Source organism: Vibrio fortis, assembly GCF_024347475.1.
In the GTDB taxonomy this organism is placed as follows: domain Bacteria; phylum Pseudomonadota; class Gammaproteobacteria; order Enterobacterales; family Vibrionaceae; genus Vibrio; species Vibrio fortis.
On the sequence record NZ_AP025487.1, the window covers coordinates 838,656 to 863,148 of the forward strand.

The window sequence follows — 24,493 nt, forward strand, 5'->3', positions numbered from 1 at the left end:
CTTATTGTTTTTTGATGGTGAGGGAGATCACTGAGATGATTCTTTTATTTTGAAACGCAAATTAATTCGAGCAACATAGATTTCATGCCAGGGAGGCAACCAATTACTCAAGCGGTGAAGGTGAATGATATACCGAAGATATACCGCTAAAAATCAAACTAAGGCAGTTTACTATGAAAAAAATTATCGCTCTAAGTGCTCTTTCTCTTGCTTTCGCTTCTAGCGCTTTCGCTGGTTCTTCTTACGTAACAGGTAACATTCAGCTACATGATGACGGTCGTATTCATGGGTCAAAAATGACTTCAACTCTAGAAGCTGGCCACACGTTTGATAACTCTCTAGGTGGTTTAACGGTTTATACAGAGTTTGATGGTATTCAACTTGGTGATCTTGAAGGCTTAACTGCTGAAGAGAGCGGTACTACAGCGACTACAGGTCAAGCTAACGCGTTCATTACTGTAGGTGGTGAGCAGTCATTCAACATCACTGACAAACTATGGGTAGCTGCGGGTTACCAACACCTTTACTCTGCAGGTGACAGCATTCAATACCGTCCACTTGTAAAAATCGGCTACAACTTCGATAACGGTATCTCGATTAGCAACCGTACACGTGCTCACATTGATGCGACTTCTAACGATGACAAAACAGACTACCGCATGGATAACCGCATCGGTTACACAGTGAATGAAGACCTGTCAGTAAGCTACAACAACGTTTACATGATTGAGTCGGAAGCGATGGATCACGAGCTACGTGCAACTTGGACTCGTCAAGGTGTTCAGCCTTACTTTGAATTCCGTAGCCAAGCTAACGGTGTAGACTTCGCAAATGGCGATTCTAAAACGAACAATGCATTCGTATTCGGTGCTTCTTACGGCTTCTAATTGAATTGCAGCGGCAAGATTACTTTCTTGCCGCCTCTTCTACACAGCCGAACGTAGAGGAGAAAGTCAGGCATCAACAGCCCGGTTGATGCCATAAAAATTTGCTTTACTGTCCAAAGCAAAGAGCCTAGTTTGCACACCAAGTCTTGGGTATGCAGTTACTAGGCTCTATTTTTCGTTCTAGGTGTTGAGAGCTTACGTTAGCTCAAGGACAGATTAGTTTCCTTTGTAGTGGCGGTATTCGAACACCTGACCTTTCTCATTGAAAGCGTAAACTGAGTATTCATCTTTCTCGTCACCATACTCCATGCCTGGAGAGCCCATTGGCATTCCTGGAACCGCAAGGCCGACCGCATTACGTGGTGGATTTTCTAAGAAAGCCTTAATGTCATCTGCAGGGATATGACCTTCAAATACATAGCCGTCGATTTCCGCTGTATGGCAAGACGCTAGCTCAGGTGTCACGCCAAGCTTTTGTTTAACTGCATTCATGTTGTCGTGGAGCTTTTCTGTCACCGTAAATCCAGCTTCTTGCATATGAACTGTCCAGTCTGTGCAGCAACCACAGTATGGAGACTTGTGGTTAAGTACATTGGCAGCTAATGCTTGACCTGAGACAATAGTAAGCGCAGTGATAGTCAGAACTTTACGAATCATGGTGTACCTCATGAAGATAATTTTATTGGTCTTTATTATCTGTAGTTTTAAATAGTCGTAAGCGGTTTGCATTACTTACAACGGTTATGGAAGAGAGAGCCATAGCTGCTCCCGCCACCACTGGGCTCAACAAGAACCCGAATACTGGGTAAAGCACTCCCGCGGCAATTGGAATACCTAAGGAGTTGTAAACAAATGCCCCAAATAGGTTTTGTTTCATATTTTTGACCGTGGCCTGAGATAATTCAATGGCATTGCTCACCGAAACGGGTGATGAATTCAGTAGCGTCATTTGTGCGCTTTCAATGGCGACATCACTGCCACTACCCATTGCGATACCGACATCGGCTTGAGCCAATGCGGGCGCATCATTAATACCATCGCCGACCATAGCAACCTGATTATAGCGCTGTTGCAGTTTCACTATGTGTTCCGCTTTTTGATCCGGTAATACGTCAGAGATGACGTCATCAATTCCTAACTGGGTACCAATCGCTTGAGCGACCGCTTGATTATCGCCGGTCAGCAACACAGTATGAACACCACGGCTTTGTAACAATTGAATCGCTTGCTTGCTGTCAGGTTTCAACGAATCAGAGACGCCGATAATGCCTTTAAGTTGATTATTTTGCGAGACAAAAATAGGCGTCCACGCCGCTTTGTTACACTCTTCAATTGCGCTGTCCGCGATATCGAGCTGTACCCCAAGGTTTTGCATGAAACTCAGAGAGCCCACATGTACTCGTTGGCTATCAATATTGGCTTGGATACCTTGGCCGCGGAGGTTCTCAAATTCAGAAGTTGGCTGGATATCAAGGTCTAAAGATTGCGCATGGAGACAGATCGCTTTCGCTAGTGGATGCTCAGAGGCAACCTCTAGGGAGTAGGCGAGAGTCATCAAGTCGGCTTCACTGATGTCGTAGCTAAATACTTGTTGTACTTGAGGCTTGCCTTCGGTCAAGGTGCCTGTTTTATCGAACACTACCGCGTCGACCTTACTTGCAGACTGCAGAACATCGGCATCTTTAATGAGAATGCCAAGCTCTGCGGCCTTTCCTACACCTACGGTGACTGATAGAGGTGTTGCTAAACCCAGCGCACACGGGCAGGCGATGATCAGTACTGTAGTTGAAACGACCAACATGTAGCTGGCGCTTGGTTCTGGACCGAAAATAAACCACACGCCAGCAGCAATGGCGGCGATTGCGACAACAACAGGCACGAATACGGCTGAGATCGAGTCCGCCAATTTGGCAATAGCTGGCTTGGTACTCTGTGCTTGGCGAACCATCTGAATAATACGAGCAAGCATGGTGCTCGAGCCAGTACCTGTCGTTTCTATTACAAGGGTTCCATCACCATTTATGGTGCCCGCCGATACCTTGTCTTGTGTTTTCTTGATGTTCGGTAGAGGCTCGCCCGTAAGCATCGACTCATCGACATAAGATTCGCCCGAGATAACTACGCCATCGATCGGCATCTTTTCACCGGGCTTCACTCGAATCTGCATACCGACTTTAATGGCTTCCACAGCAATTGACTGTTCTTTGCCATCAACAATTACGGTTGCCTGTTGAGGTTGCAAGTTGATTAGTGCTTGCAATGATTGAGTCGTACGAGCTTTAGCCTTGGCCTCAATATAATGACCTAATGAGATAAGGCCTATGATCATTGCGCTGGCCTCAAAATAAACATGACGCGAAGCTTGAGGGAACCAATCCGGCGCGATCACAACCAGCATTGAGTACAACCACGCGGCACCAGTGCCTAATGCGACCAAGGTATCCATCGTCGCACGCTTGTGGAGTAGTGATTGGAAGGCGTTAATGAAGAATTGACGACCTGAGGTTGCCAATAACACCAAACAGATGATACCCATCAAGCCCCAACCAAGTTGATCGCCGGAACTTTCGATCATCATGCTACCCCCGAAGACACCCCACGCCATCATTGGCACGCCGAGAGCAAGTGCGGAGATCGAGTTGATCAGAAATGATCGCTGCAGTTTGGCATGTTGACGTTGCTGCTGTTCTTGCTGAGTCTGAGCCTCTTCTACAAATTCCGCCTGGTAACCAGCATCTTTCACTGCTTGCAGAAGTGGTTGCTCTATCTGCTCGCGTACACTTGAACTAAAGACTAAAGCTGTTTGTTCTGCGAGGTTGACTTGGACGCGTGCTATGTCAGGTACCGATTTGAGCGCCTTTTCAACAGAAGAGACGCAGCTTGCACAGGTCATTCCCTGTAAAACTAAGTGATAAGAGTGCGATTGCTCAGTTGAAGTATGAGCAAGACTAGGCTCAGTGCTTACCGGCTTTGGTTTTTCAACGGGTGATTCTAATGGTGTTGATGATTGTGGTTCGCTGTCACTGACTTCCGCACCTTTCGAATATGGGCGCGCTTGATAGCCAGCGTTTTCTACGAACTCGATAACCTCACTCTCAGAGAGTAGCGTGGTTATCGTCAGTTCGGTTTTGGAAGCCTCGAAAGCGCCAACTTGCGAGTTCTCTTTCAGAGCCGTGGTGAGTTTGTTGACGCATTTACCGCAGTTTAAGCCAGACAGAGAGAAGTGCCATTGATGACCAATAGAATATCCCAGCGTGCCGATTTGCTCAGAAATCTCGGCGTAACTTAAAGGTGTTTTCACATCGATATAAGTCGGAGAGAGCTCGTTGATGTTGGTATTTTCAACGTCACTGAGTAGGTTGCACACTTTTTTCGCGCAGCCCATGCAGTTTAAGCCGCTCAATGGGGCCATGTAGTGGTTCATAGTGATACTCCAATTCTCATCTATGGCTAAACATAAACCTTCCCGTAAGGGCAAGGTCAACATTATTTCTTAAAATGTTCCTGAGAAAGGCTAACTAACACGTCTAAGTGAGTAGCTATTGCTATAATCACTCAGCTTAGAGGTAAGGTTTCTATTAAGAACCGAGTATTTATCGCGCACTACTGATTGTAGAATTGGATGGGAGTGATAAAATAGCGCCCAAATTTTAGGACTGGTAAGTAGGGCACTGCCTACCAGACACTGAACTGATCACCTACACAATCAAGGTATTTAAATGACGGTTAAAACTCGTTTTGCTCCTAGCCCAACTGGCTATCTTCACGTTGGTGGTGCACGTACTGCACTTTACTCTTGGCTATTCGCTAAAAACCAAGGCGGTGAATTCGTTCTACGTATCGAAGACACAGACTTGGAGCGTAACTCTCAAGAAGCGGTTGATGCAATTCTAGAAGGCATGCAATGGATGGGTATGGAATGGGACGAAGGCCCTTACTACCAATCTAAGCGTTTTGATCGTTACAACGAGATGGTTGATAAGCTACTTGCTGAAGACAAAGCATACAAATGTTACGCGTCTAAAGAGCTGCTTGATGAAATTCGTGCAGAGCAAGAAGCAAACAAAGAGATGGCTCGCTACGATGCGAACCACCCTAAAATTGTTGCAGCTAATGAAGCAGCAAAAGAAGGCGATGCGTGTGTTATCCGTTTCCGCAACCCGAAAGAAGGCAGTGTAGTATTTGATGACCAAATCCGTGGTCGCATTGAAATTTCTAACAGCCAACTTGATGACCTAATCATTCGTCGTACAGACGGCGCTCCTACTTACAACTTCGTAGTAGTAGTGGATGACTGGGACATGGGTATCACACACGTTGTTCGTGGTGAAGACCACATCAACAACACACCTCGTCAAATCAACATCTACGAAGCACTAGGCGCGCCAGTTCCAACTTTCGCTCACTGTGCAATGATTCTGGGTGATGACGGTGCGAAACTGTCTAAGCGTCACGGCGCTGTATCAGTAATGCAATACCGCGACGAAGGTTACCTACCTAACGCACTAAACAACTACCTAGTTCGTTTAGGTTGGTCTCACGGTGACCAAGAGATCTTCTCTCAAGAAGAGATGATTGAATTCTTCAGCCTGAACGCAATCAGCAAGTCTGCATCTGCATTCAACACTGAAAAGCTACTTTGGTTGAACAACCACTACATCAAAACTTCAGAGCCTGAGTACGTTGCAAAATACCTGCAATGGCACCTGGATGCACAGAAGATCGATACAACAAACGGCCCAGCAATCACTGAAGTGATCAAGCTAGTTGGTGAGCGTTGTAACACACTTATCGAACTTGCTGAGCAGTCTCGCTACTTCTACGAAGACTTCTCTGAATTTGAAGCTGGCGCAGCGAAGAAGCACCTACGTGGTGTTGCTAAAGGCCCACTAGAGCTTGCTCTTGCTAAAGTTGAAGCACTTGAAGAATTCACAACTGCAAAGATCAAAGACGGTGTGATTGCAGCTGTATGTGAAGAGCTAGAGATCGGCATGGGTAAAATCGGCATGCCACTTCGCGTAGCAGTAACAGGTGGCGGTCAGTCTCCTTCTGTTGATGCAGTGATGGAGCTTGTTGGTAAAGAGCGCGTAATCGCTCGCATCAAGATGGCTCTTGAGTTTATCGCTGAGCGTGAAGCTAACGCTTAATTGAGCGATTGCTAGAATTAAAAAAGGGTCAGTAACTTAGTTACTGACCCTTTTTATTTGTTCGTATTTTTATCGTCTAGATTTTCTTAAAGATGATAGAGGTGTTAATGCCGCCAAAAGCAAAGTTGTTACTCATTAGGTAGTTAACGTTCAGTTCGCGGCCTTGGCCTGTGATGTAGTCAAGCTTACCGCACTGCTCATCAACATTTTCAAGGTTTAGGGTGGGGCTAAACCAACCGCTATGCATCATCTCAAGGCTGAGCCAAGCTTCAATCGCACCACATGCGCCTAGAGTATGACCAAAGTAACTCTTCAATGAACTGATTGGTACTTCACCAAAGATGTTTGCTGTCGCGTTGCTCTCGGCAATATCGCCTTTTTCGGTTGCGGTTCCGTGTGCTGAGACATAACCAATTTTGTCTGCAGCAAGGTCCGCATCTTTGAGGGCTTTTTCCATACAGATTTGCATGGTTTCCATTTGAGGCTGGGTCACATGGGCGGCATCGCAATTGCTCGCAAAACCGATGATTTCCGCGTAGATTTTAGCGCCACGTGCTACCGCATGCTCGTACTCTTCAAGGATCAGAGTACCTGCACCTTCACCAATCACAAGGCCATCGCGCTCACTGTCGTATGGGCTTGGTGATTTCTTTGGTGTGTCGTTTTTCAAACTGGTTGCAAAAAGGGTATCGAACACCGCTGATTCTGTTGGGCAAAGTTCTTCACCACCACCGGCAACCATTACTGTTTGGTAGCCGTGTTTGATCGCTTCATAAGCGTAACCGATAGCTTGGCTTCCTGATGTGCACGCACTGCTGGTGGGAATAACGCGACCGCGAAGGCCAAAGAACAGACCTACATTGACCGCGGCTGTGTGCGGCATCATTTGAACGTAAGTGGTTGCCGTAATCGCGCGCGTTGATTTCTCATTCAGCATCACGCCAAAGGCACCAACCGCATCAGTACTGCCGGTTGAAGAGCCATAAGCGATGCCGGTTTCACCGTTGGTTAATACGTCATGGCCAATTAAGCCAGCTTGCTCCAATGCATTTTCGGTCGCAACCGTTGCTAGACGCGAGACACGTCCCATACCACGTACTTGCTTGCGTTTGTAGTGCTTTGGCAGTTGGAAGTCGTCGATAGGCGCGGCAAGTTTGGTGTTGAGGCCGTCATACTGCTCAAAGCTTGGCATGTACTGAGTGGCGTTTTCGCACGCCTTTAACTTAGGTTCAATCTCTTGCCAGTTGTTGCCAAAAGCGGTTACACCTGACATCCCCGTTACTACTACACGGCGGGTCATACTAAACCTCCATTTACTGAGATCACTTGGCGAGTAACGTAGCCTGCAATATCAGACATTAGGTAGCTCACTAAACCCGCGACTTCTTCCGGTTCGCCCATTCGGCGCAATGGAACTTGTGGTAGCGCATGCTCTTTTACATGCTCGTCAACCATGCCTGTGTCAATTAAGCCTGGAGCCACACAGTTTACGGTGATTTTGCGTTTAGCGAGTTCTAGAGCAAGTGACTTGGTCGCGCCAATCACACCGGCTTTCGCTGCTGCGTAGTTAGTTTGACCGCGGTTACCCATGATGCCAGAGACTGAAGCCAGAGTAACAATACGACCGCCTTTGCGCTTTTGAACCATGGGCATCACACAAGGGTGGAGTACATTATAGAAGCTATCAAGGTTGGTATGGATCACGCCATCCCACTCTTCTTCCGTCATGGCAGGGAAAGCTGTATCGCGAGTAATTCCAGCATTGTTTACCACGCCATAGTAAGCGCCGTGTTCTGCAATATCAGCTTCAAGTGTTTCTCGACACTGTTCACGGTTACTGATATCAAATTGGGTCAAACGGCCTGAGCCTCCCTCTGATTCAATCTGCTCTAGCGTCTCTTGAGCGCCTTGCTTGTCACCCATGTAGTGAACAGCAATGTGGAAGCCATCTTTGGCAAGTTGAATAGCAATGGCCTTACCAATACCTTTGCTGGCACCGGTGACTAATACTTGGCGAGTCATGACTGGCTCCTCGTTTTCATTTCTTGTAATTTTTGTTCGGTTGGCACGTAGACATTAAGTTGGCATTGAGCGACCAACTCTCCTTGGTACTCCACTTTTGCTGTGAACACCGCCATACCGCTATCTTCCATCAGTTGTTCTGCATAGATATTTAAGGTTTGCCCCTTAGTAAAATGGTCGCAAAGCGATTTGTATCGACGCGAACCTAAAAGAAAACCGATGGGAGGTTGTTCGCCCTGATTCAATGCGTGGTATCCAGACCATGCGGCGACAGACTGCGCCATGAACTCAATGCCTACATACGCGGGCATGGTTTGAGATTCTGAATTGTAGAATAGATGATGTTCACCAATATCCACCTGACAATGGATAGCTTGTTCTTCAATCGTGATCGCTCTATCGATAAGAATCATAGGATCGTCGTGGGGAAGAAGTTGGTCTACCGAGGGAATATTAGTCATTTACTACACCAAAAATCAGGCTAATGTTGTTCCCACCAAAAGCAAACGAGTTGCTTAAGATGTTTTTTGATTTGAGCTTTTGGCAACAGTCTACCAAATCAATATCGATATCTTCAGCTTTATCCTGACATTTTTGTAAGGGAAGCGATAAATCGAAATTAAGGATATGCCATGCGATGGCTGCCTCTACCGCACTAGCTGCCCCGAGGGTATGACCCGTAAGCGGTTTGGTAGAACTCACTGGCACCTTGTTTGGAAAGACGCGAGAGATAGCTTTGCTTTCCATTGAATCATTGAGTGGCGTGGCTGTTCCATGCGCATTCACATAGCCAATTTGTTCTGGCTTTAGGTCGGCATTTGACAGCGCCTTCTGCATTGCTTGCTCTGCACCATTACCTTCTGGGTGCGGAGCTGAAATGTGGTGCGCGTCTGAGCTATCACCACAGCCTAGCAGTGCGACAGATGACCGCTTAGTTTTCTCTTTGCTCAGTAACATGAAGGCGGCGGCTTCACCAATATTAATGCCTTTACGTTGAGCGCTGAATGGTTGGCAATGCTCGGTAGATAGTGCTTCTAGGCCATGAAATCCGTTCAGAGTGAGTTTACATAGGGTATCGACACCACCAACAATCACTGCATCAACCATTCCTGAGTTAAGAAGGCGTTGAGCACTTAAGAATACACGGCCACTTGATGAGCAAGCGGTAGAAATTGCGTAGTTTGGGCCTTGCAGATCGTAATAGTGACTCACAAACTCACTGATGTTGCCGAGCTCTTGTTTGGAGTAGTGGAATGATGGTGGAAACTGTCCACTTTCAAGCTTTTCAGTAAAAGCGACTTCGCCATCTGAAATACCGGATGTACTCGTACCTATTACGACGGCAATACGTTCTTTGCCATATTTCGTTTTAGCTTGTTCGATCTCAAACTCGATTTGCGACAACGCAGACAAGGCAAGACGATTATTACGCGAGTTGTAAGCTTCAAAAGGTGCACGAATGCATGGTAACTCACCTTCAACTCGTCCCACGATCGTTGGCTGCCCATCATTTAATACATCGAGCGCTTCAACCATGTTTGAGCCGACACCGCTTTGTAGGCGTTCATGAATCTCACTGTGTTGTGATCCCAGAGCGGAATGAAAACCACAGGCATGAATGTAAATCGTCATAGTGTTTAGTTCTTCGTTTCTGGAGTAGTTAGGTTTGAGCTCAGGGTTTGGATATTGATTCGATAATCCTGAGTGAGGTGTTCGAACACAATATCTCCTTCTACTTTCTGTTGATTGTCCGCCGATGAATAGTGTATTTCAATGATTGGTGTATTGCTCTCATCATAGACGACACGTTGATTGTCGGTTTCAACAATGTACCAATCTATATCACTCATCGAGCGTTGCCATGCTTCAATCGGCCACAGAGTGAGCATGAGATTGAACAGCACTTGTTCTGGCGCTGGCAGGGCATTATCCAGCCCAGTTAAGACCTGAGTCTCGATTGTATCATCTTGATACTGAAGAGATAAAATTCGGGTGCCCCACGAGGAAAACCCTGCGAGCACCACCTTGTTTTCATTCACTTGAAGTTGAACAGGAAGCTGTTGTTGTGTATCACTCCAACTCGCTGTAATGAGCTGGCTAGCGGTTAAGCTGTAGCCTAATGTCTCAGGGCTTGGAAGCGCGACTTGTGTTGTCTCGTCAATGGTAACCATAGCTTGACGTGTGTTCTGCGGGCCAAGAGAGCACGCACTCAAGGTAGCGACAAGTATCAAGGCTGCCCCGAGTTTCATCGAATATCGCCATGTTTTCAGATGGGGTAGAATCATTATTGTTTCCTTCTTTTCGCGAGATTACCTTCAGTCCCTATCGCCATCGGGGAAAGTAACCACGCCACAAAGATACCCGTGAGCACAGTGACACCAAAGCTATGAATAGCGTGAGTCTGGCTAAGCGATAACAATCCAAAAGAGAGCAGGGTTGTGATGCCAGAAAGAGATATCGCGAGCAGGGTGCCGAGCGATTTTTTCTGTTCTGCAAAGAATAGGGTGTAATCGATACCGATGCCTAAGATTAGAATTAGACCCAGTAGATTGAAAAGATTAATACTTGAGCCAACTATGGCAGTGATGCCAAGTCCTGCGGCACCTGCAATGATGGATGGCAGCAGCATGATGATGGCTCTCTTCGGGCCGTAGCGCCAGCCTAAAACTAATCCAATACCGGCAAGTGCTACCAAAAGTAGCTCCAGAACTTTGACTCGATACTCTGAAAACAGTGAAGAGATCTCATCCGCTTTATTCAGATATTTGGTGCCTAGAAGTTGAGTCTCTTTACTGTTTAACCACGCATCAAATCGTGCAGGGTCATGAATATCTTGAAGCAGTACAATCGCGGCTTGTTGACCGTTGATTGGCTCAAGCCACAGCGCGCGCATCGGTTCTGAAACCGGTGAGCGTAAGAAGTCAGTTACAGAGATCTCACGATAGTCTGGGAGCTCTGGAAAGCTTGCCCAGCCTAATCCGTTTTGTAGGGATTGACTCTGGTTTCGGTATAGCTCGCTGACCAATTGATAATTGAGTTTCTGTTCGTTGGTTGTCGGTAGCAACTGATGGATGCTTCTATAGCCTGAAAGGGTGCCATTGTTGACCAGCAAATCTAGCTGATCGCCGACGCGTTGCAGAGATTTAAGCAGTGCTTGATTGTTACCAGCAGTCACTAACAGCATAGATTGGCTGCTGCCGATCCCTGATACAGAAGTGATGAGGTGTTCTTGCGCCTTTAAAGTGTCTGGCATCGCTTGCAGCTGACGAATGTCATCATCGTATTGAATCTGGGTTAACGCGATGATGCTGAATACGGAAATGAATATCGGCAAGGCGTAACGCAAGGTAGGTTTGTTCCAAAGCTGGAGCCATGCGTTCAATAGCGAGGCGAGCGGTAGCGGTCGGTCTTTACTTGGTCGTTTGGCGAGCAGCGGGTACCAGCAAACCACGGTTGCGTAAGCGGCAAATAGGCCAATAGACGAAAACATTGCTAATTGTTGTAGGCCAGGAAAGGGAGCGATGAGCAGCCCCAAGTAGCCGATTAAACTGGTGACTAAACCGAGGCTTATCGCCATTAAAATATGCTTGAGGCCCTTTACACTTTGCCAGCGAGAACCTGCAACCAGTCGATCTGTGAGGTAGTGGAAAGAGTAATCAATCGAGACACCAATTAAGCTGGCACCAAACACCAAACTGAATAGATGCACTTGGCCAAAAATCGCAACTGTGCTCGCCAGCGCAACCAATAGACCCGTACCAATAGAGATTAGCGATAGAGCGAGGGGAAGGGCACTGCGAAATGTCACCCAGATTAGAACAACGATTCCAGCTAAGGAGCCAAGACCAATAGTATTGATTTCAGATTTGGCACTTTTGGTTCCATAGTCGGCATAAAACACCACGCCCGTGTGTGCAATTTCGACATCGAATTCTTCTTTAATATCGCTCTCTATCGCTTCAACCTGAGGAAGCTTCTCTTGGGTTTTCAGGCTGTAAGGAGACCCGGCAAGAGTAGCGGTGATCAACACATGAGTTTTACCTGCAGACTGCGTTGTTAGGTAGTGCTCTTGAAGGGTGAAGTTACTGCTAGTCTTGCCGACTTCACTAATGTAATCGCGAAACAGTAAAAACGGATCGAGTGATAGCTCTGTTGCGGTTACGCCAGAGAAAGGGTTGTACAGCGATTGAATGACATATTGAACTTGGTTCTCTGGAGTATGTTCCAAGGTTTGTTTTTGCTGTTCAGTAAGGAGTTGAGCCCGATGTTGAAAGTAGAAATCACTCCACTGGCTTTGCATGTTGGCGCTAACTTTTCCCTGAACTTTGGAGAACAACGGAGAATCACTGGCAAACATTTCATGGTTTAGTTTGTTTTCAAAGCTTGTGGCAGCCGCAATAGCTTGCTTTGTCGATTCCGATGAAACGAGGAACAGTACCTGTTCGCTCATTGAATTGGAAAGTTGCTGGAATGCTTGCTCTGCCAACGGATCCTGTTGGTTCTCGGGCAGCAACTTCAGAATGTTGGTTTCAATCGGTGCTGCAGACGAAAAAGCGAATTGTTTGATTAACAATCCGCTAAAAAAAGTGACGAGGAGAAGCCAGGCTAGGGCAAATTTATAGTTGGAACTGCTGTGCTTCGTCATCCGTGAGTCTTTGTGGTTGGTGGTTGAAGTTGGAGAACTCGATCTGTGTACTATCGCCGCGGATCTCTTTGAGTTCTATTCGTTCAATATCGCGCTTTCCTTGCAATACAATGCGTTCAAAAACCGCATTCATTGGCGCGTGTTTAGGCGTTAGAGATAGAGTCCAATTTGCATCTATATCGCTTGGAGAGAAATCCAGCGAAAATTGCTCTGTCAGCTTCTGAGTATCTCCATGAAACACCGAAAGAAAAATATGGCTGAAGTAAAACGCCATTGGATTCTCTTTATCGGTGATCACTTGCGCAGGCTGCTCGCCAAAGCGTTGGCTCAATTTGTTATCAGTCAGAACTAGATTTACTGGGAATGGTGTGGTTTGGTTCCACAACAGGCCGTTTGCTTTATCAAGCAGAAAGGTTCCCTGCGACAATAGTGGCTGATCGAACATCTCCATCGTACGCGTTTGAGTAAAGTCACCACGAATAATGGCTTGGTGACTTAGTGTTGTCTGTAGCTCAGCAAGTGTCTTTACTTCAGTAGCAGTAGCAGTAGCAGTAGCAGTAGCAGTAGCAGTAGCAGTAGCAGCTGAGTCAGCCCAAGCATTAGTCGTTGTGACTAATAGGCTCAAAAAACAGCACAACAACACTCTGCTGCGTGTCACTAAAGAGGCAAGCAAACGAAAGTTAAGTGGATTCATGGCAAGCTTTCTCATTGGGGGCGGTGAACGGTTGCTCTTCACTCAAGCAGCCATATTGATGCCAGTGCTCGACTTTGTCTGTGAATGCACTTGGCGATGCAAAACACATCTCTTCCGTCTCAATCGCAACAGCTACCTGCATTGTGTGGGCACGAGTCATTCTTTGACCAGTCTTTGCATCGTGGATTTCATAGTCGACACGCAGGCGGTTCTCCCACTCAGTGAGACGTGCCGTCACTTTGATCTCATGATTAAATGGGATCGCTTTAACATACTTCACTCGAGTATCAATGATTGGCCACATGTAGCCTGAATCCTTCATCTCAATATAGTTGTACTTTAGCTTGTCCATCATGACGCGTCTTGCTTCTTCAAAAAAGCGAAAGTAGTTGCCATGATAGATAACGCCCATTGGATCGGCGTCTTGAAATGAGGTCACAATGGTAACCTCAGCGGCAAGTGGATGAAGGATGTCAGACATAGTTGGCTCTTTCGTCGATACAATTAGGTGGCTTAGTACAGTGTCCAGTGCTGCTGTTGAATACGCTGAATAAACAGACGCAGATCGCTTTCCAACGGTCGGTCTTCAACAACGAACTCAAATTCTTGCATCACTTGATCACGGATCTGTTTTAAGTTGTCACTCATGTGATGTTCGTCGAGTTCATTAGCGCGTTTACGCAGTTCTAGCGCTTGTGTCGCTGCCAGCAATGAAGCCGCAGCAACCTGCTCTGTTAGCTCTAGTACGCGCAGACAATCACGCGCAGCGATGGTGCCCATGCTGACTTTATCTTGGTTATGACACTCGGTTGAGCGTGAAAAAACGCTTGCTGGCATAGTGTGCTTGAGCGCTTCTGCTGTCCAAGCTGAGATTCCAATTTGTACTGCTTTAAAGCCGTGGTTGATTGGCTTACGCTCGCCTTGTGCGCCCGTCAGGTTAAATGGTAGGCCGTTGTTGAATTTATAGTCCATCAGCTGTGCCATTTGACGATCAAGCAGATCGGCAAGGTTTGCAATTGCAGTCTTCAATGTGTCCATAGCCATAGCGATGTGACCACCGTAGAAGTGACCACCATGCAGTACACGTTCATTATCACCATCAATGATTGGATTGTCGTTCGCGCTGTTTAGCTCGTTTTCAATCATTTGACGTAGCCACGGCAGTGAATCTTCAACCACACCAATTACGTGTGGTGCGCAGCGCAGTGAATAGCGATCTTGCAGACGGTCACTATTGCGTGGTGGACGATCCGCTTGCAGGTCATCACGTAACCAAGCCGCAACCTGTTGTTGGCCTGGGTGAGGCTTCACAGCAAACAGTGCTTCGTCGAAGTGGAAGTCATTGCCGTGCATACCTACAGACACCATGGCGGTGATCTTGGTCGAAAGTTGAGACAGATATTCAGCACGTTTGTAAGCAATACAAGCCAGCGCTGTCATCACCGATGTCCCGTTCATCAGCGCCAAGCCTTCTTTTGGCTTCAATTTGATTGGTGTGATACCAAGCTCATTGTATACATCACTGGTTGGGCGCACTTCTCCCTTGTACAGCACATCACGTTCGCCAATTAATGCTGCTGCTAGGTAAGAGAGCGGTGTTAAATCACCACTTGCTCCGACAGAACCTTCTTGAGGTATACGTGGAGCAATATCGTGGTTAATCAGAGTAACGATTTGGTTGAGCAGGTCATGAGTTACGCCAGATACGCCCTGAGACAGTGAGCACAGGCGAGTCGCCAATACAGCACGCGCTTGATCATGAGTAAGGGTTTCACCAAGGCCACAGCCGTGAAAGCGCGTCAGATGCAGAGGTAGCTCATCGACTAAGTTTGGCGGGATAGCAACGGTACATGAGTCACCATAGCCAGTCGTCACGCCGTAAATCACCCCTTCCTCTTTTAGCAGGCGTTCAAGAAAAGCCACGCCTCGGTCAATCTTAGACGTGAACGCTGGGTCGGTGTTCATGCTTGCTGATGCACCTTGAGAGATCGCGACAACGTCTTCGATCGTTAGGCGTTCTGCACCAAATGTGATGCTATTTTGATTCTTTGTCGTCATGGTGCTGATTGCTCAATGTCCAAAAGTTAAAAAAGTTATACCACTGAAGAGGTGCCTTCAATGTGTAGTGCTGAAGTCGGTCTGCGTATTGCTGAACGACTTGTTGCAATGTCTGTTCGCGAGTCTTTCTTGGTAAGACTATCTTGTCGCTAAAATGTTCAAAGTAGACATTAAAGTGAGGTTTTTTACTGCTATCGTCTCTTAATCCAAAGAGTAGAAATACGGGGGCTTTAAGCACAGAAGCTAACATAAATGGCCCTTGAGGGAATGGTGCTTCTTGTCCTAGAAACTCAGCCCATACCGAGCGACTCTCTTTGCTGGTGGAGGTGCGATCGCCAACAATCACAATCCACTCACCCTGTTCCAGTTTTTGCTGCAGCAAGATTGCTGTATCAGGGCCCATCGAACTCACTTGAATAAGGTTCAAGTCTGAGTTTGGATTGACTGCTTTCATTACCGAGTTAAAACGTTCCGCGTGTTCAGTGAAGACCAATGCATTGATCTTAATGTGCGAGTGTCTGCGGCCGAGTGCGCGACACAGCTCGATATTACCAAGGTGTGACCCAAGAATGACCACTCCCTGCTCATTCTCGACCATGCTCTCAAACTGGTCTTGTCCATGAATCGTTAGGTTATCAACGGAGAAATCTCCCTTCCACGCAGCAAGTTTGTCGAGCATGGTATGGCCAAACGAAAGTAGGTGGTGATAACTGTCGAGATTGTTTGGCAAATCGATGTTGTGTTGCTCTGCGTAGAGCTTCAATGTATGCAGATAATGCTCAGACGCCTCGCGCGCGCGTTTGCCAGTGAGATGATAGTAACGCATCACGCCTTTGAGGATGAGGTTAAATACACCGCGTCCGAGGAGTGTGTAGATCATTAACAGTAATTTGATCCCCAGTACGGTTCCGCGTTCTTGGGTGCGAGACCAGTGGGGTTGATTACTTGCGTCTGCTGGAGCTTGCGCCGACGTTGGTTTACTAAAGTGGCGAGCAATCAGCTTTGGAGCGCGTGGTAGCATGCCGAAAAAGAGGCGAGTATGCATCCAACTGATTTTTACGTTGTCCCATAAAGCATCAAAGTGCGAGATGCCACCCTCTGGATAGATAACGCGCGTGTCGATAAAATCAATGTCACAGCCTTCCCAGTAGAGACGAACAAGAACCTCGATATCGAAGTCCATGCGTGAGCCAACATCGTATTTGTCGAGCACCGCTTGGGTAATCGCAATCGGATAGGCACGAAAGCCGCACATACTGTCTTTAATTGAGAAAGAGAGAGTCTCAATCCATACCCAAATGTGTGTGGCATAGCGGCCATAGAGGCGCGCCTTAGGCACACTGTCATCATAGACAGGCTGACCAGAAATAAGATGGGTTGGAGAAGCTTGCGATTTTTCCAGAAGCTTGGGCAGAGCCTTTAAATCGTGTTGACCATCAGCATCAATTTGAATGGCATGACTGAAACCAAGCTGCTGAGCACGTTCAATTCCTGCTTTTACTGCACCGCCTTTACCTTGGTTTTCCACTAGAGTAACCAAGGTCACATCATCTAATTCGGCCAATGGTTGTAGGTGCTGTTTGGTTTCGTTGTTGCTTCCGTCATCCACTAAGATAACAGGCAGTGCATAGCTTTTGAGGGATTCTATAACCGCTGCCACTGTAGAGCCGTGGTTGTAGCAGGGGATTAAAAAACAGGCTTGGTAGCTTGAACTGTTTTCAATACTCGCTGCGTTATTCACCTTTTTCTCCCAGTTTCATTTTGCCAGAAGAGTGAGTGCAGTTACCGCCATCAGACGTGTAATTGAACGCCAATTTCTGTTTATCCGAGTCCCAACTTAATGCCAAGGTCACTGTGGCATCAGGCAAGATAGGCTCTTGGAATTTGATCACTTCCATTCCCTTGAACTGAGATGGAACGGCTAACTCTTGGACAGCATAAGCGAGCGCCCAATCAATCTGAGTGACGCCGGGCAGGATAGGAAAATCCTTAAAGTGTCCCTTAAAGTCGGTTAAATCGGCATCCACTTGAAGCGTTAGTGTCGACTTAGTTGCTTCAGTCTCAATCTGTAAAATGGTTGGCTTTCTTTTGTCCATAACACTGGCTTTACTTTATTGTTGTCATAATGTCGCTTAGGGCGAACTACTGCGCGTTTATAATCTGTTCTATTTGCGGAGTGAGGCGCTTTCCTTGGCTATTGAGTGGGATCTCTTCAACCACTCTAAAACGCCTTGGTACCGCAATCGGTTCAAGCCACTTTCTTAGCTCATTGCGTAATAGTAACCAAAACTTGCCTTTACCGACACTGCTTAGCATCTGTTTTCCTTCATCGGAAAGAACGATGACAGAAGCGAGAATCAAACGATTGGGCTCTTCAAATGGGATAACGGCACACTCTTTAGTCCACGCTAGCTGATCAAGACGCTTTTCAACTTCAACCAAAGAGATACGTTTCTCTTCAATCTTGATAATCCGATCGGTTCGGCCTTTAAGAATGAATTGGCTGTCAGACACCATTTCACATTCGTCTGCCGTCTGATACCACTGCTCTTTATCGATATAAGGCGAAAGTAATTTGATGCAATTCTCTTGATTGAGTTGAGCCTTAATACAAGAGAAGAGCTGCCAAGGGGTTTGAGCATCAAGCTGCTGGCGGTAGGCAATTCCGCCTGTTTCTGTGCTGCCAAACACCTCAATCGGTAGTTCACCAAAAAGAGTGCGAGCCTGCTGGGCAGCTTCTAGCGGTAGTGGACCGCCAGATGAGAAAACACCCACCAAAGGCTTTGCACTTTGCTCTTGCGAGAGGCGTTTTAAAAGAGCAGGGCTGCTTACCAATACCATTTGTGAGTCGGCGTGCGAAACGATTTGCTCTGGATACTCTAAATTGAAGCGCGAAAAAGGGACGGATGAACAGAGCGGCCACAAGATGCGAAATAGTAAACCATAGATATGTTGATGCGAGACTGTACTGTGGACATGGCTGCCTGTAAGCATGGACTGCCAGTTTTTGCTCAGTTCAGCAATCTCAATATCAAGCTGCTCTAACGTTTTATGAATCGCTTTCGGTGTACCACTTGAGCCAGAAGTGAATAGAACCAATCTTACCGCGCGAAGATCGATAGATTTACTGACCAGTTCGCTCACTTCAGCCTGAAAGAGTTGATTGGTTAAGAGTAGTACGTTGGTATTGCTTACCACCTCAATGCTCTCATCGACCAATAGCAGGTCATACTCACGGCTTAGTTCCGAAAGAGCCTCCGGCTGGTAATTCCCTGGCAAAACAATCTGTTTATTGGACAATGCGCAGGCAATAAATGCGACCGTAAAAAGGTAGCTGTCTTGAGTGCAGATAGCGGTACGTTGAGCTGGGGAGTCGGATAATAGGCGACAAAGCTTTGCTACATCACCTTGAAACTCTTGCCAGCTGATCTGTGACTTGTCATCAAAGCAGACAACGGAATCTAGAGGTCTGTTAGCTTGAAATAGCTGCGCGAGGGAAGTATAGCGGGAACTTTGGTTCATAATGTTAGCTTTGGCGTACACGTTGTCGGACGATCCACTCAATGGCAAATAAAAGACCAGCTAATAAATAACTGATTAAACCGTTGTAAAGAGTCCACAACTCAAGAGATTGGAAACAAGTATAGAGTGCAATAGTACCGTTAAGAGCGAAAAAGCCACACCATACTTTCGTAACGGTTCTTGTATAGTCGATGCCACTTTGCGGTAGCTCAGGCTCTTGCAATCGGGCAAGGCGCTCAATAATCGTTTGAGGTTGCGTGAGGCTCAGCGCGAACACAGTGAACATGCACACATTAACGATAACAGGGTAGTAGGTGAGCCAGCCGTGCTGTTTAAAGACCATGCCCAGCAGCAGCAATATCAGACCGGCTACGCCACTCACCCAAGCAAGGTGTTTAAGCTCTTTGATCTTCGCTTGACCACCGGTCATGATTCTTACCAGAAACACGGTGGCCAGCACTCCTCCTACAGCTTGAAGGCCAAATTTATTGAGCCCAAAATAGACCGCTATTGGATAAGAGAAAATGATCAGTGCCGACAGTAATGTCAGCAGAGGTCGCACTATGCGTCCTTTAGTAGTTCAACGACAGATTCAACCACATCATTTACGGTGCGTACTGTTTTGAACTCTTCAGGTCTGATCTTTTTACCTGTCACGTTTTGTAGGTGGACAACGAGATCCACAGCGTCAATGCTATCAAGGTCAAGATCTTGATAAAGGTGTGCTTCTGGCGTGATTTCTTCAGCATCTAGCTCGAATAGCTCGATAAGCGCATCTTTAACCTGATTAAATACTTCTTGTTGGTTTGCTTGTGTCATAAGGAAATCTTTCTAGTTATTCGTTTGAGATGTGATGTAGTTTGCTAAGTTAGCAACAGAAGCGAAGTGTTGACGTGTATTCGAATCATCGGCATCGATCACGATGTTGTACTTCTTCTTAATTGCTAGGCCAAGTTCGAGAGCATCAATCGAGTCCAGACCTAAACCATCACCAAACAATGGAGCTTCCGTTTCAATTTCATCAATGCTCATATCTTCAAGGTTTAGGGCATCAATGATCAGCTGTTTTAGTTCGTTATGTAATGTTTCCACTTTGGCCTACTTGTCATATGTTTACATGCGCGCAATGTGCGGCACTGCGAGTAAATGCAATCGCATAGAATGCCATTTACCCAAATCAAAAGGGTGTTGAGAGGCTTATTTTTCTTGCTCTGGAAAAATATTTTCCGCAAGGTGTCGATTTAAGCGCCTTGCTGCAGAAGTTAAATTATTTGAGCTCTCAATAAAGGGTGTCACTTCTATTTTACCTTTGACTGCGACATGAAAAAAGGGTTTAGTCGAAGGAACTTGGTACCACTTCTTCTCTTTGGTGAGAAATGAGGGGGTTGCCGTGATATGAATGACGCGTAAATCGGTCTCAGTTCGTGTGGCAATTTGAGCTGCCCCTCGCTGTAAAGATGGCGTGATGCCTGGCGTGGTGCGTGTTCCCTCAGGAAACACCAATAACACATTGCCACGAGCAAAACGCTCTTCACATCGCTCAAGAAGATCATCGGGCGCTTGGTTTGGAATATAGCCAGCCGCCTGGACAATGCGCTTCATAAACGGGTTTTCCCAAATAGCAGCCTTAACCAGACAGTCACATTGAGGTAATTGAGAGGCGATAAGGACGTAATCAATTAGGCTAGGGTGGTTGGCCACAATGATGCAGTTACGGTCTTGCTGTAGGGTTTCTATGCCATCAATGCGGTAATCAATTGCGCCAGTAAACTTCATGATTCGACAAAATGCATTGAACGTGAAACGGATTAAACGTTGTGCTTTGAGTTCGCGTTCAATGGTATTGGAAGTCGTGAGGGCAAAAAGGGGTAGGACGATAAAGCTGAGAACTAAACCACCTAAGCCAAAAATAGAGAAACAAAGCCCTGTAGCGAATACGCGCCAATATTGATTGAGTTTATTCACAATGCTTAACCCAAGACCATGTTTGACGTTTCCCACAAATTTGCCAAGCTGAGTCGTTCAGTAGGTAGTGTTGAAGGAACTGCAAACCTTGTGGAAGGCGTGTCTCTTGTGTCTCGATAGCCGAAGTTTCTCTGGTGAGAGAATAGTCATTTCCTTGGCTCAAAACGACCCCCATTGCGTAGTCAGAGTAATCTTGAGTTTCGTACTCTTTATAGAGTTCCGGCAGGGGCTGGTCGAAATCAATAACCATGACTTTATGCTCTGGATATTGAGTCAGATAAAGATAGGCTTCAATTAATGCGCTGTGAAATGTATCGACGCCAGATGCGATTGAACTCAAAGGAATCGGTGCTTTAGCAGCAATCGTTGTAAGCCCAGCTGCGGTATTATGAACGGATTGGGAAAAGGCCATTGGAGAGGCATCTTCACCCTCTAGAATGGATTGGATCAGAGTCGCTGTTCGGTGCAGTTCACCGTGGCGACTGGCAAACACAAGAAAATGGATGTCGTTGTCTTCAAGTAACGTTAGTGCGGTTTGCACGGCAAGCTTACTTTGCAAGCTCATACGACGGCGCATCATCGGAGGAATCGATTTGAATTGCGTCGCTTCGTCTTCTGGCCATTGCGTCGTTGTACTCCATGCCTCCCAATCCGGCTGAGTCATAAGCCCTGGCGAATTCGCACACCATTTTTCAATATTAAACGACATTAAATGAGATTGATTTGACATAGAGTATTGATTTGAATTGGGTCTAATTAAATACTATGCGAGATAAAGACAAATATAGGTAAGGAAATACAATGAAATTATTCAAAATTGCAGCTTCGATGTTATTCGTTTTGGTTCTCGCAGGTTGTGGTCGCGTACAGCCAGTTATGAACGTTGAGGATACTCCAGTTGCACTGAATCTTCAAAGTAAACAGGTAAAATCAGCAATTTATGAATCAGCTGTTGATCGTGGCTGGCTGGTTTCTGAAGTTAAACCTGGCCTTATTCGTGCCGAGCTTTATGTTCGCTCTCACCATGCGGTGGTTGAAATTCCTTACAGCGATAAGTTCTATTCGATTCTTTACGTAGAGTCAGAGAACCTAAAATATGACGATGGTGAGATTCACCGTAACTACAATCGTTGGGTAAATAACCTGAACGTTGATATTAAAAGAAAGCTAGCGCAAATGGCTGCTGAATAGTTTTAGAAAGAATAAGTTAGGTTTTTTGTGTCCGATTATAATTTAGATCCATTTAATGCGTTGCAGGCGAAAACAGAGGCTCAGAAGCTCTCTTTTGCTCCGATTGTATTTCACACTGCACGCACGTTGCGTGATTTAGGAATATTGAAAGCTCTCGATGAGGCTGGTGAACAAGGTTTAGACGCAAAAGATATCTCGGTGAAAACCGGTGTCTCTGAATACGGCGTTAAAGTTCTCCTTGATATGGCATTAAGTGCTCACATTGTACTGTGGGAAAAGCCAAATTATCGAATGGCCAATCTTGGCTTCTATTTACTGCATGATGGTATGACCGAAGCCAATATGGATTTTACAGCGGATGTTTGTTACGCCGCGATGATGCATCTAACCGAAGCGATTCAAAATGGCACGCCAGCGGGCCTGAAGGAGCTAGGTCAATGGGAGACGATCTATCAAGGCTTATCTCAGTTGCCTGAAAAAGCCAAAGAGAGTTGGTTTAATTTTGATCACTTTTACTCAGATCGCTCCTTTCCTATCTTGTTGGAAAAAGTCTTTCAGAAGCAGCCTAAATCGCTGGTGGATATTGGTGGCAATACCGGTAAATGGGCGCTGCAATGTTGTGGATACAATTCCGATGTTGAAATCACGATTGTTGATTTGCCACAGCAGCTTGAGATGGCAATGGCCAATGCGAAAGAACAGGGCTTTGAAGAGCGTATTAAGCCTTATCCCGCCAATATGTTGGATAAACAGCAATCGCTGCCAACGGGCGCAGATGTATGGTGGATGAGTCAGTTCTTAGATTGTTTTTCTCCCATGGAGATCTTGAGCATACTTAAGCGCGTGCGTTCGCACATGTCTGAACACGCCACTGTGTACATTCTGGAGCTTTTTTGGGATGCGCAAAAATACGATGCAGCCTCATACAGTCTTAATGCGACATCGCTTTATTTCACCTGTTTAGCCAACGGAAATAGCCGATTTTATCGCAGTGAAGACTTCTTAGAAATTGTTGCGGAAGCTGGGTTTGAAGTGGTAACGCGAACGGATGATATCGGTTTAGGCCATACGCTCCTTGAACTTAAAGCAGCTTAGCGCTTAATTGGGTGATGACAGTCATGAGAAAAATAAAGACTCAAGTTGTGGTTATCGGTGCAGGGCCATCAGGCTCTATTGCCGCTGCTTTGCTACATAAAAAAGGGGTAGACGTTCGTGTGATTGAGAAGAGCGTTTTCCCTCGATTTTCGATTGGCGAAAGTTTGCTGCCAGCTTGTATGGAAGTGATTGAACAAGCCGGTATGACGGAAGCTGTGATATCCGCTCAGTTCCAATACAAAGATGGAGCCGCGTTTCGAAAGCGTGGGGTGTATACCGCCTTCGACTTTCAAGACAAGTTCTCTAAAGGCCCAGGTACCACCTTTCAGGTTCAGCGAGGTACTTTTGATAAAGTGCTTGCCGATGAGGCGCAAAAGCAAGGCGTGCCTATCGATTACCAGCATGAGCTAATCGATATTCGTTTTACGGACCAGTACGCAATTTTGGATGTTCAACCGGAAGGGGATGAACCGTACCAGATTGAGGCTGATTATGTGTTGGACGGCAGTGGTTTTGGTCGTGTTCTGCCTAAAATGCTAAACCTTGAGGAGCCATCTTGTTTGCCTCCTCGCAAGGCGGTATTTACTCATATCCAAGATAACATTGAATCGGCGCAACATGGCTTAGAGTATGATAGGAATAAAATTCTTATTTCTGTCCATCCGACCAACCCAGACGTTTGGTATTGGTTGATCCCGTTTAGCAACGGCATCTCCTCGTTTGGGGTGGTCGGCGAACCAAGTTTCTTTGAAAACTATCCTGAAGATAAGATTGCGTTGCTCAAGCAGGTAGCCAGTGAAGAGCCAGGTTTGGAGCGTATTCTAAGCCAAGCAGAGTATTCGAATCCGGCAGGTGAAATTGGTGGTTACTCGGCTAACGTGAAACATTTAGCGACCGATAGATACGCTCTGTTGGGTAATGCTGGTGAGTTCTTAGATCCAGTATTCTCTTCTGGCGTTACCATTGCGATGAAGTCTGCCGAGTATGCGGTAGATTGCGTTGCCAAACATGTGAATGGCGAAGCGGTGGATTGGGACAAAGAATATGCACAGCCTTTAATGAAAGGGGTGAATACATTCCGCACTTATGTTGAGGGGTGGTATTCTGGCTCACTGCAAGATGTGATTTTCTATGAGAAACCCAATCCAAAAATTAAGCAGATGGTTTGTTCAATCTTAGCTGGTTACGCTTGGGATGAGTCTAATCCGTATGTGAAAGAGTCTCAGCGACGTCTATCGGCTCTGGCTGAGTTGTGCTAAGTGTCTTA

Annotated in this window: 23 protein-coding genes and 1 pseudogene; 5 read left to right on the top strand and 19 right to left on the bottom strand. The window is 46.3% G+C overall.

The window, feature by feature from the left end; translation table 11 throughout:
• The first annotated feature begins 173 nt into the window (after window positions 1-173).
• Window positions 174-887, top strand: coding sequence for an oligogalacturonate-specific porin KdgM family protein (locus OCV50_RS03785; protein WP_261903734.1), 714 nt, complete (start codon window positions 174-176; stop codon window positions 885-887).
• A gap of 216 nt (window positions 888-1,103) precedes the next feature.
• Here the strand turns inward: OCV50_RS03785 and OCV50_RS03790 are convergent, their stop codons facing one another.
• Both OCV50_RS03790 and OCV50_RS03795 read right to left on the bottom strand, forming a co-directional pair.
• Entirely contained in the window at window positions 1,104-1,544 is a 441-nt protein-coding gene (locus OCV50_RS03790) for a DUF411 domain-containing protein (protein ID WP_239843034.1), read from the bottom strand.
• Window positions 1,545-1,566: 22 nt separating this feature from the next.
• A pseudogene (locus tag OCV50_RS03795) lies at window positions 1,567-4,345 on the bottom strand (heavy metal translocating P-type ATPase).
• 261 nt (window positions 4,346-4,606) lie between these two features.
• Between OCV50_RS03795 and gltX the strand changes: the two are divergent.
• Window positions 4,607-6,034, top strand: a complete 1,428-nt coding sequence (gene gltX, locus OCV50_RS03800) for a glutamate--tRNA ligase (protein ID WP_261903736.1) — start codon at window positions 4,607-4,609, stop codon at window positions 6,032-6,034.
• Window positions 6,035-6,110: 76 nt separating this feature from the next.
• On the opposite strand, the gene OCV50_RS03805 is transcribed toward gltX, so the two are convergent.
• The 17 genes from OCV50_RS03805 to OCV50_RS03885 form a co-directional block, all read right to left on the bottom strand.
• Window positions 6,111-7,334 (bottom strand): beta-ketoacyl-ACP synthase, encoded by a 1,224-nt coding sequence (locus OCV50_RS03805; RefSeq protein ID WP_239843037.1) that lies wholly within the window; start codon window positions 7,332-7,334, stop codon window positions 6,111-6,113.
• Window positions 7,331-8,056, bottom strand: a complete 726-nt coding sequence (locus OCV50_RS03810; RefSeq protein WP_261903737.1) for a 3-ketoacyl-ACP reductase FabG2 — start codon at window positions 8,054-8,056, stop codon at window positions 7,331-7,333. Before OCV50_RS03810 ends, OCV50_RS03805 begins: the two co-directional genes overlap by 4 nt.
• Window positions 8,053-8,517 carry a hotdog family protein gene (locus OCV50_RS03815; RefSeq protein WP_261903738.1) on the bottom strand — a complete coding sequence of 155 codons (465 nt, stop codon included), beginning with the start codon at window positions 8,515-8,517 and terminating at the stop codon, window positions 8,053-8,055. Before OCV50_RS03815 ends, OCV50_RS03810 begins: the two co-directional genes overlap by 4 nt.
• Window positions 8,510-9,688: a beta-ketoacyl-[acyl-carrier-protein] synthase family protein gene (locus OCV50_RS03820; RefSeq protein ID WP_261903739.1), complete on the bottom strand. Its 1,179-nt coding sequence runs from the start codon at window positions 9,686-9,688 to the stop codon at window positions 8,510-8,512. Before OCV50_RS03820 ends, OCV50_RS03815 begins: the two co-directional genes overlap by 8 nt.
• 5 nt (window positions 9,689-9,693) lie before the next feature.
• Window positions 9,694-10,341 (bottom strand): DUF3261 domain-containing protein, encoded by a 648-nt coding sequence (locus OCV50_RS03825; RefSeq protein ID WP_390905118.1) that lies wholly within the window; start codon window positions 10,339-10,341, stop codon window positions 9,694-9,696.
• Window positions 10,341-12,701 (bottom strand): MMPL family transporter, encoded by a 2,361-nt coding sequence (locus OCV50_RS03830; RefSeq protein WP_261903740.1) that lies wholly within the window; start codon window positions 12,699-12,701, stop codon window positions 10,341-10,343. Before OCV50_RS03830 ends, OCV50_RS03825 begins: the two co-directional genes overlap by 1 nt.
• Window positions 12,673-13,395, bottom strand: a complete 723-nt coding sequence (locus tag OCV50_RS03835) for an outer membrane lipoprotein carrier protein LolA (RefSeq protein WP_315974625.1) — start codon at window positions 13,393-13,395, stop codon at window positions 12,673-12,675. The genes OCV50_RS03830 and OCV50_RS03835 overlap by 29 nt, the downstream gene beginning before the upstream one ends.
• Window positions 13,382-13,876, bottom strand: a complete 495-nt coding sequence (locus tag OCV50_RS03840; RefSeq protein WP_261903741.1) for an acyl-CoA thioesterase — start codon at window positions 13,874-13,876, stop codon at window positions 13,382-13,384. The genes OCV50_RS03835 and OCV50_RS03840 overlap by 14 nt, the downstream gene beginning before the upstream one ends.
• A gap of 32 nt (window positions 13,877-13,908) precedes the next feature.
• Complete coding sequence (locus tag OCV50_RS03845; protein WP_261903742.1) at window positions 13,909-15,453, bottom strand: HAL/PAL/TAL family ammonia-lyase; 1,545 nt, start codon at window positions 15,451-15,453, stop codon at window positions 13,909-13,911.
• Window positions 15,431-17,194 (bottom strand): glycosyltransferase family 2 protein, encoded by a 1,764-nt coding sequence (locus tag OCV50_RS03850; RefSeq protein WP_261903743.1) that lies wholly within the window; start codon window positions 17,192-17,194, stop codon window positions 15,431-15,433. Before OCV50_RS03850 ends, OCV50_RS03845 begins: the two co-directional genes overlap by 23 nt.
• Window positions 17,187-17,549, bottom strand: coding sequence for an ApeI family dehydratase (locus tag OCV50_RS03855; RefSeq protein WP_261903744.1), 363 nt, complete (start codon window positions 17,547-17,549; stop codon window positions 17,187-17,189). Before OCV50_RS03855 ends, OCV50_RS03850 begins: the two co-directional genes overlap by 8 nt.
• 46 nt (window positions 17,550-17,595) lie before the next feature.
• Window positions 17,596-18,975 carry an AMP-binding protein gene (locus OCV50_RS03860; RefSeq protein ID WP_261903745.1) on the bottom strand — a complete coding sequence of 460 codons (1,380 nt, stop codon included), beginning with the start codon at window positions 18,973-18,975 and terminating at the stop codon, window positions 17,596-17,598.
• 4 nt (window positions 18,976-18,979) lie between these two features.
• Window positions 18,980-19,537, bottom strand: a complete 558-nt coding sequence (locus tag OCV50_RS03865; protein ID WP_261903746.1) for a COG4648 family protein — start codon at window positions 19,535-19,537, stop codon at window positions 18,980-18,982.
• Entirely contained in the window at window positions 19,537-19,794 is a 258-nt protein-coding gene (locus OCV50_RS03870) for an acyl carrier protein (RefSeq protein ID WP_261903747.1), read from the bottom strand. Before OCV50_RS03870 ends, OCV50_RS03865 begins: the two co-directional genes overlap by 1 nt.
• 12 nt (window positions 19,795-19,806) lie before the next feature.
• Window positions 19,807-20,067, bottom strand: a complete 261-nt coding sequence (locus OCV50_RS03875) for a phosphopantetheine-binding protein (protein WP_032550101.1) — start codon at window positions 20,065-20,067, stop codon at window positions 19,807-19,809.
• Between the two features lie 105 nt (window positions 20,068-20,172).
• A complete protein-coding gene (locus tag OCV50_RS03880) occupies window positions 20,173-20,940 on the bottom strand; it encodes a lysophospholipid acyltransferase family protein (RefSeq protein ID WP_261903748.1) in 768 nt (255 codons plus the stop codon).
• The gene (locus OCV50_RS03885) at window positions 20,933-21,670 is read right to left on the bottom strand and encodes a beta-ketoacyl synthase chain length factor (RefSeq protein ID WP_261903749.1); all 738 of its coding nucleotides are present in this window, start codon (window positions 21,668-21,670) and stop codon (window positions 20,933-20,935) included. The genes OCV50_RS03880 and OCV50_RS03885 overlap by 8 nt, the downstream gene beginning before the upstream one ends.
• Window positions 21,671-21,741: 71 nt before the next feature.
• Here OCV50_RS03885 and OCV50_RS03890 point away from each other — a divergent pair, with 71 nt between their 5' ends.
• Genes OCV50_RS03890 through OCV50_RS03900 form a run of 3 tightly spaced genes read left to right on the top strand, consistent with a single transcriptional unit; the run spans window position 21,742 to window position 24,485 of the window.
• Window positions 21,742-22,131 carry a hypothetical protein gene (locus OCV50_RS03890; RefSeq protein ID WP_239843050.1) on the top strand — a complete coding sequence of 130 codons (390 nt, stop codon included), beginning with the start codon at window positions 21,742-21,744 and terminating at the stop codon, window positions 22,129-22,131.
• A gap of 27 nt (window positions 22,132-22,158) precedes the next feature.
• The gene (locus OCV50_RS03895) at window positions 22,159-23,226 is read left to right on the top strand and encodes a methyltransferase (RefSeq protein WP_261903750.1); all 1,068 of its coding nucleotides are present in this window, start codon (window positions 22,159-22,161) and stop codon (window positions 23,224-23,226) included.
• 23 nt (window positions 23,227-23,249) lie between these two features.
• Window positions 23,250-24,485 (top strand): NAD(P)/FAD-dependent oxidoreductase, encoded by a 1,236-nt coding sequence (locus OCV50_RS03900; RefSeq protein WP_261903751.1) that lies wholly within the window; start codon window positions 23,250-23,252, stop codon window positions 24,483-24,485.
• Window positions 24,486-24,493 lie beyond the last annotated feature (8 nt).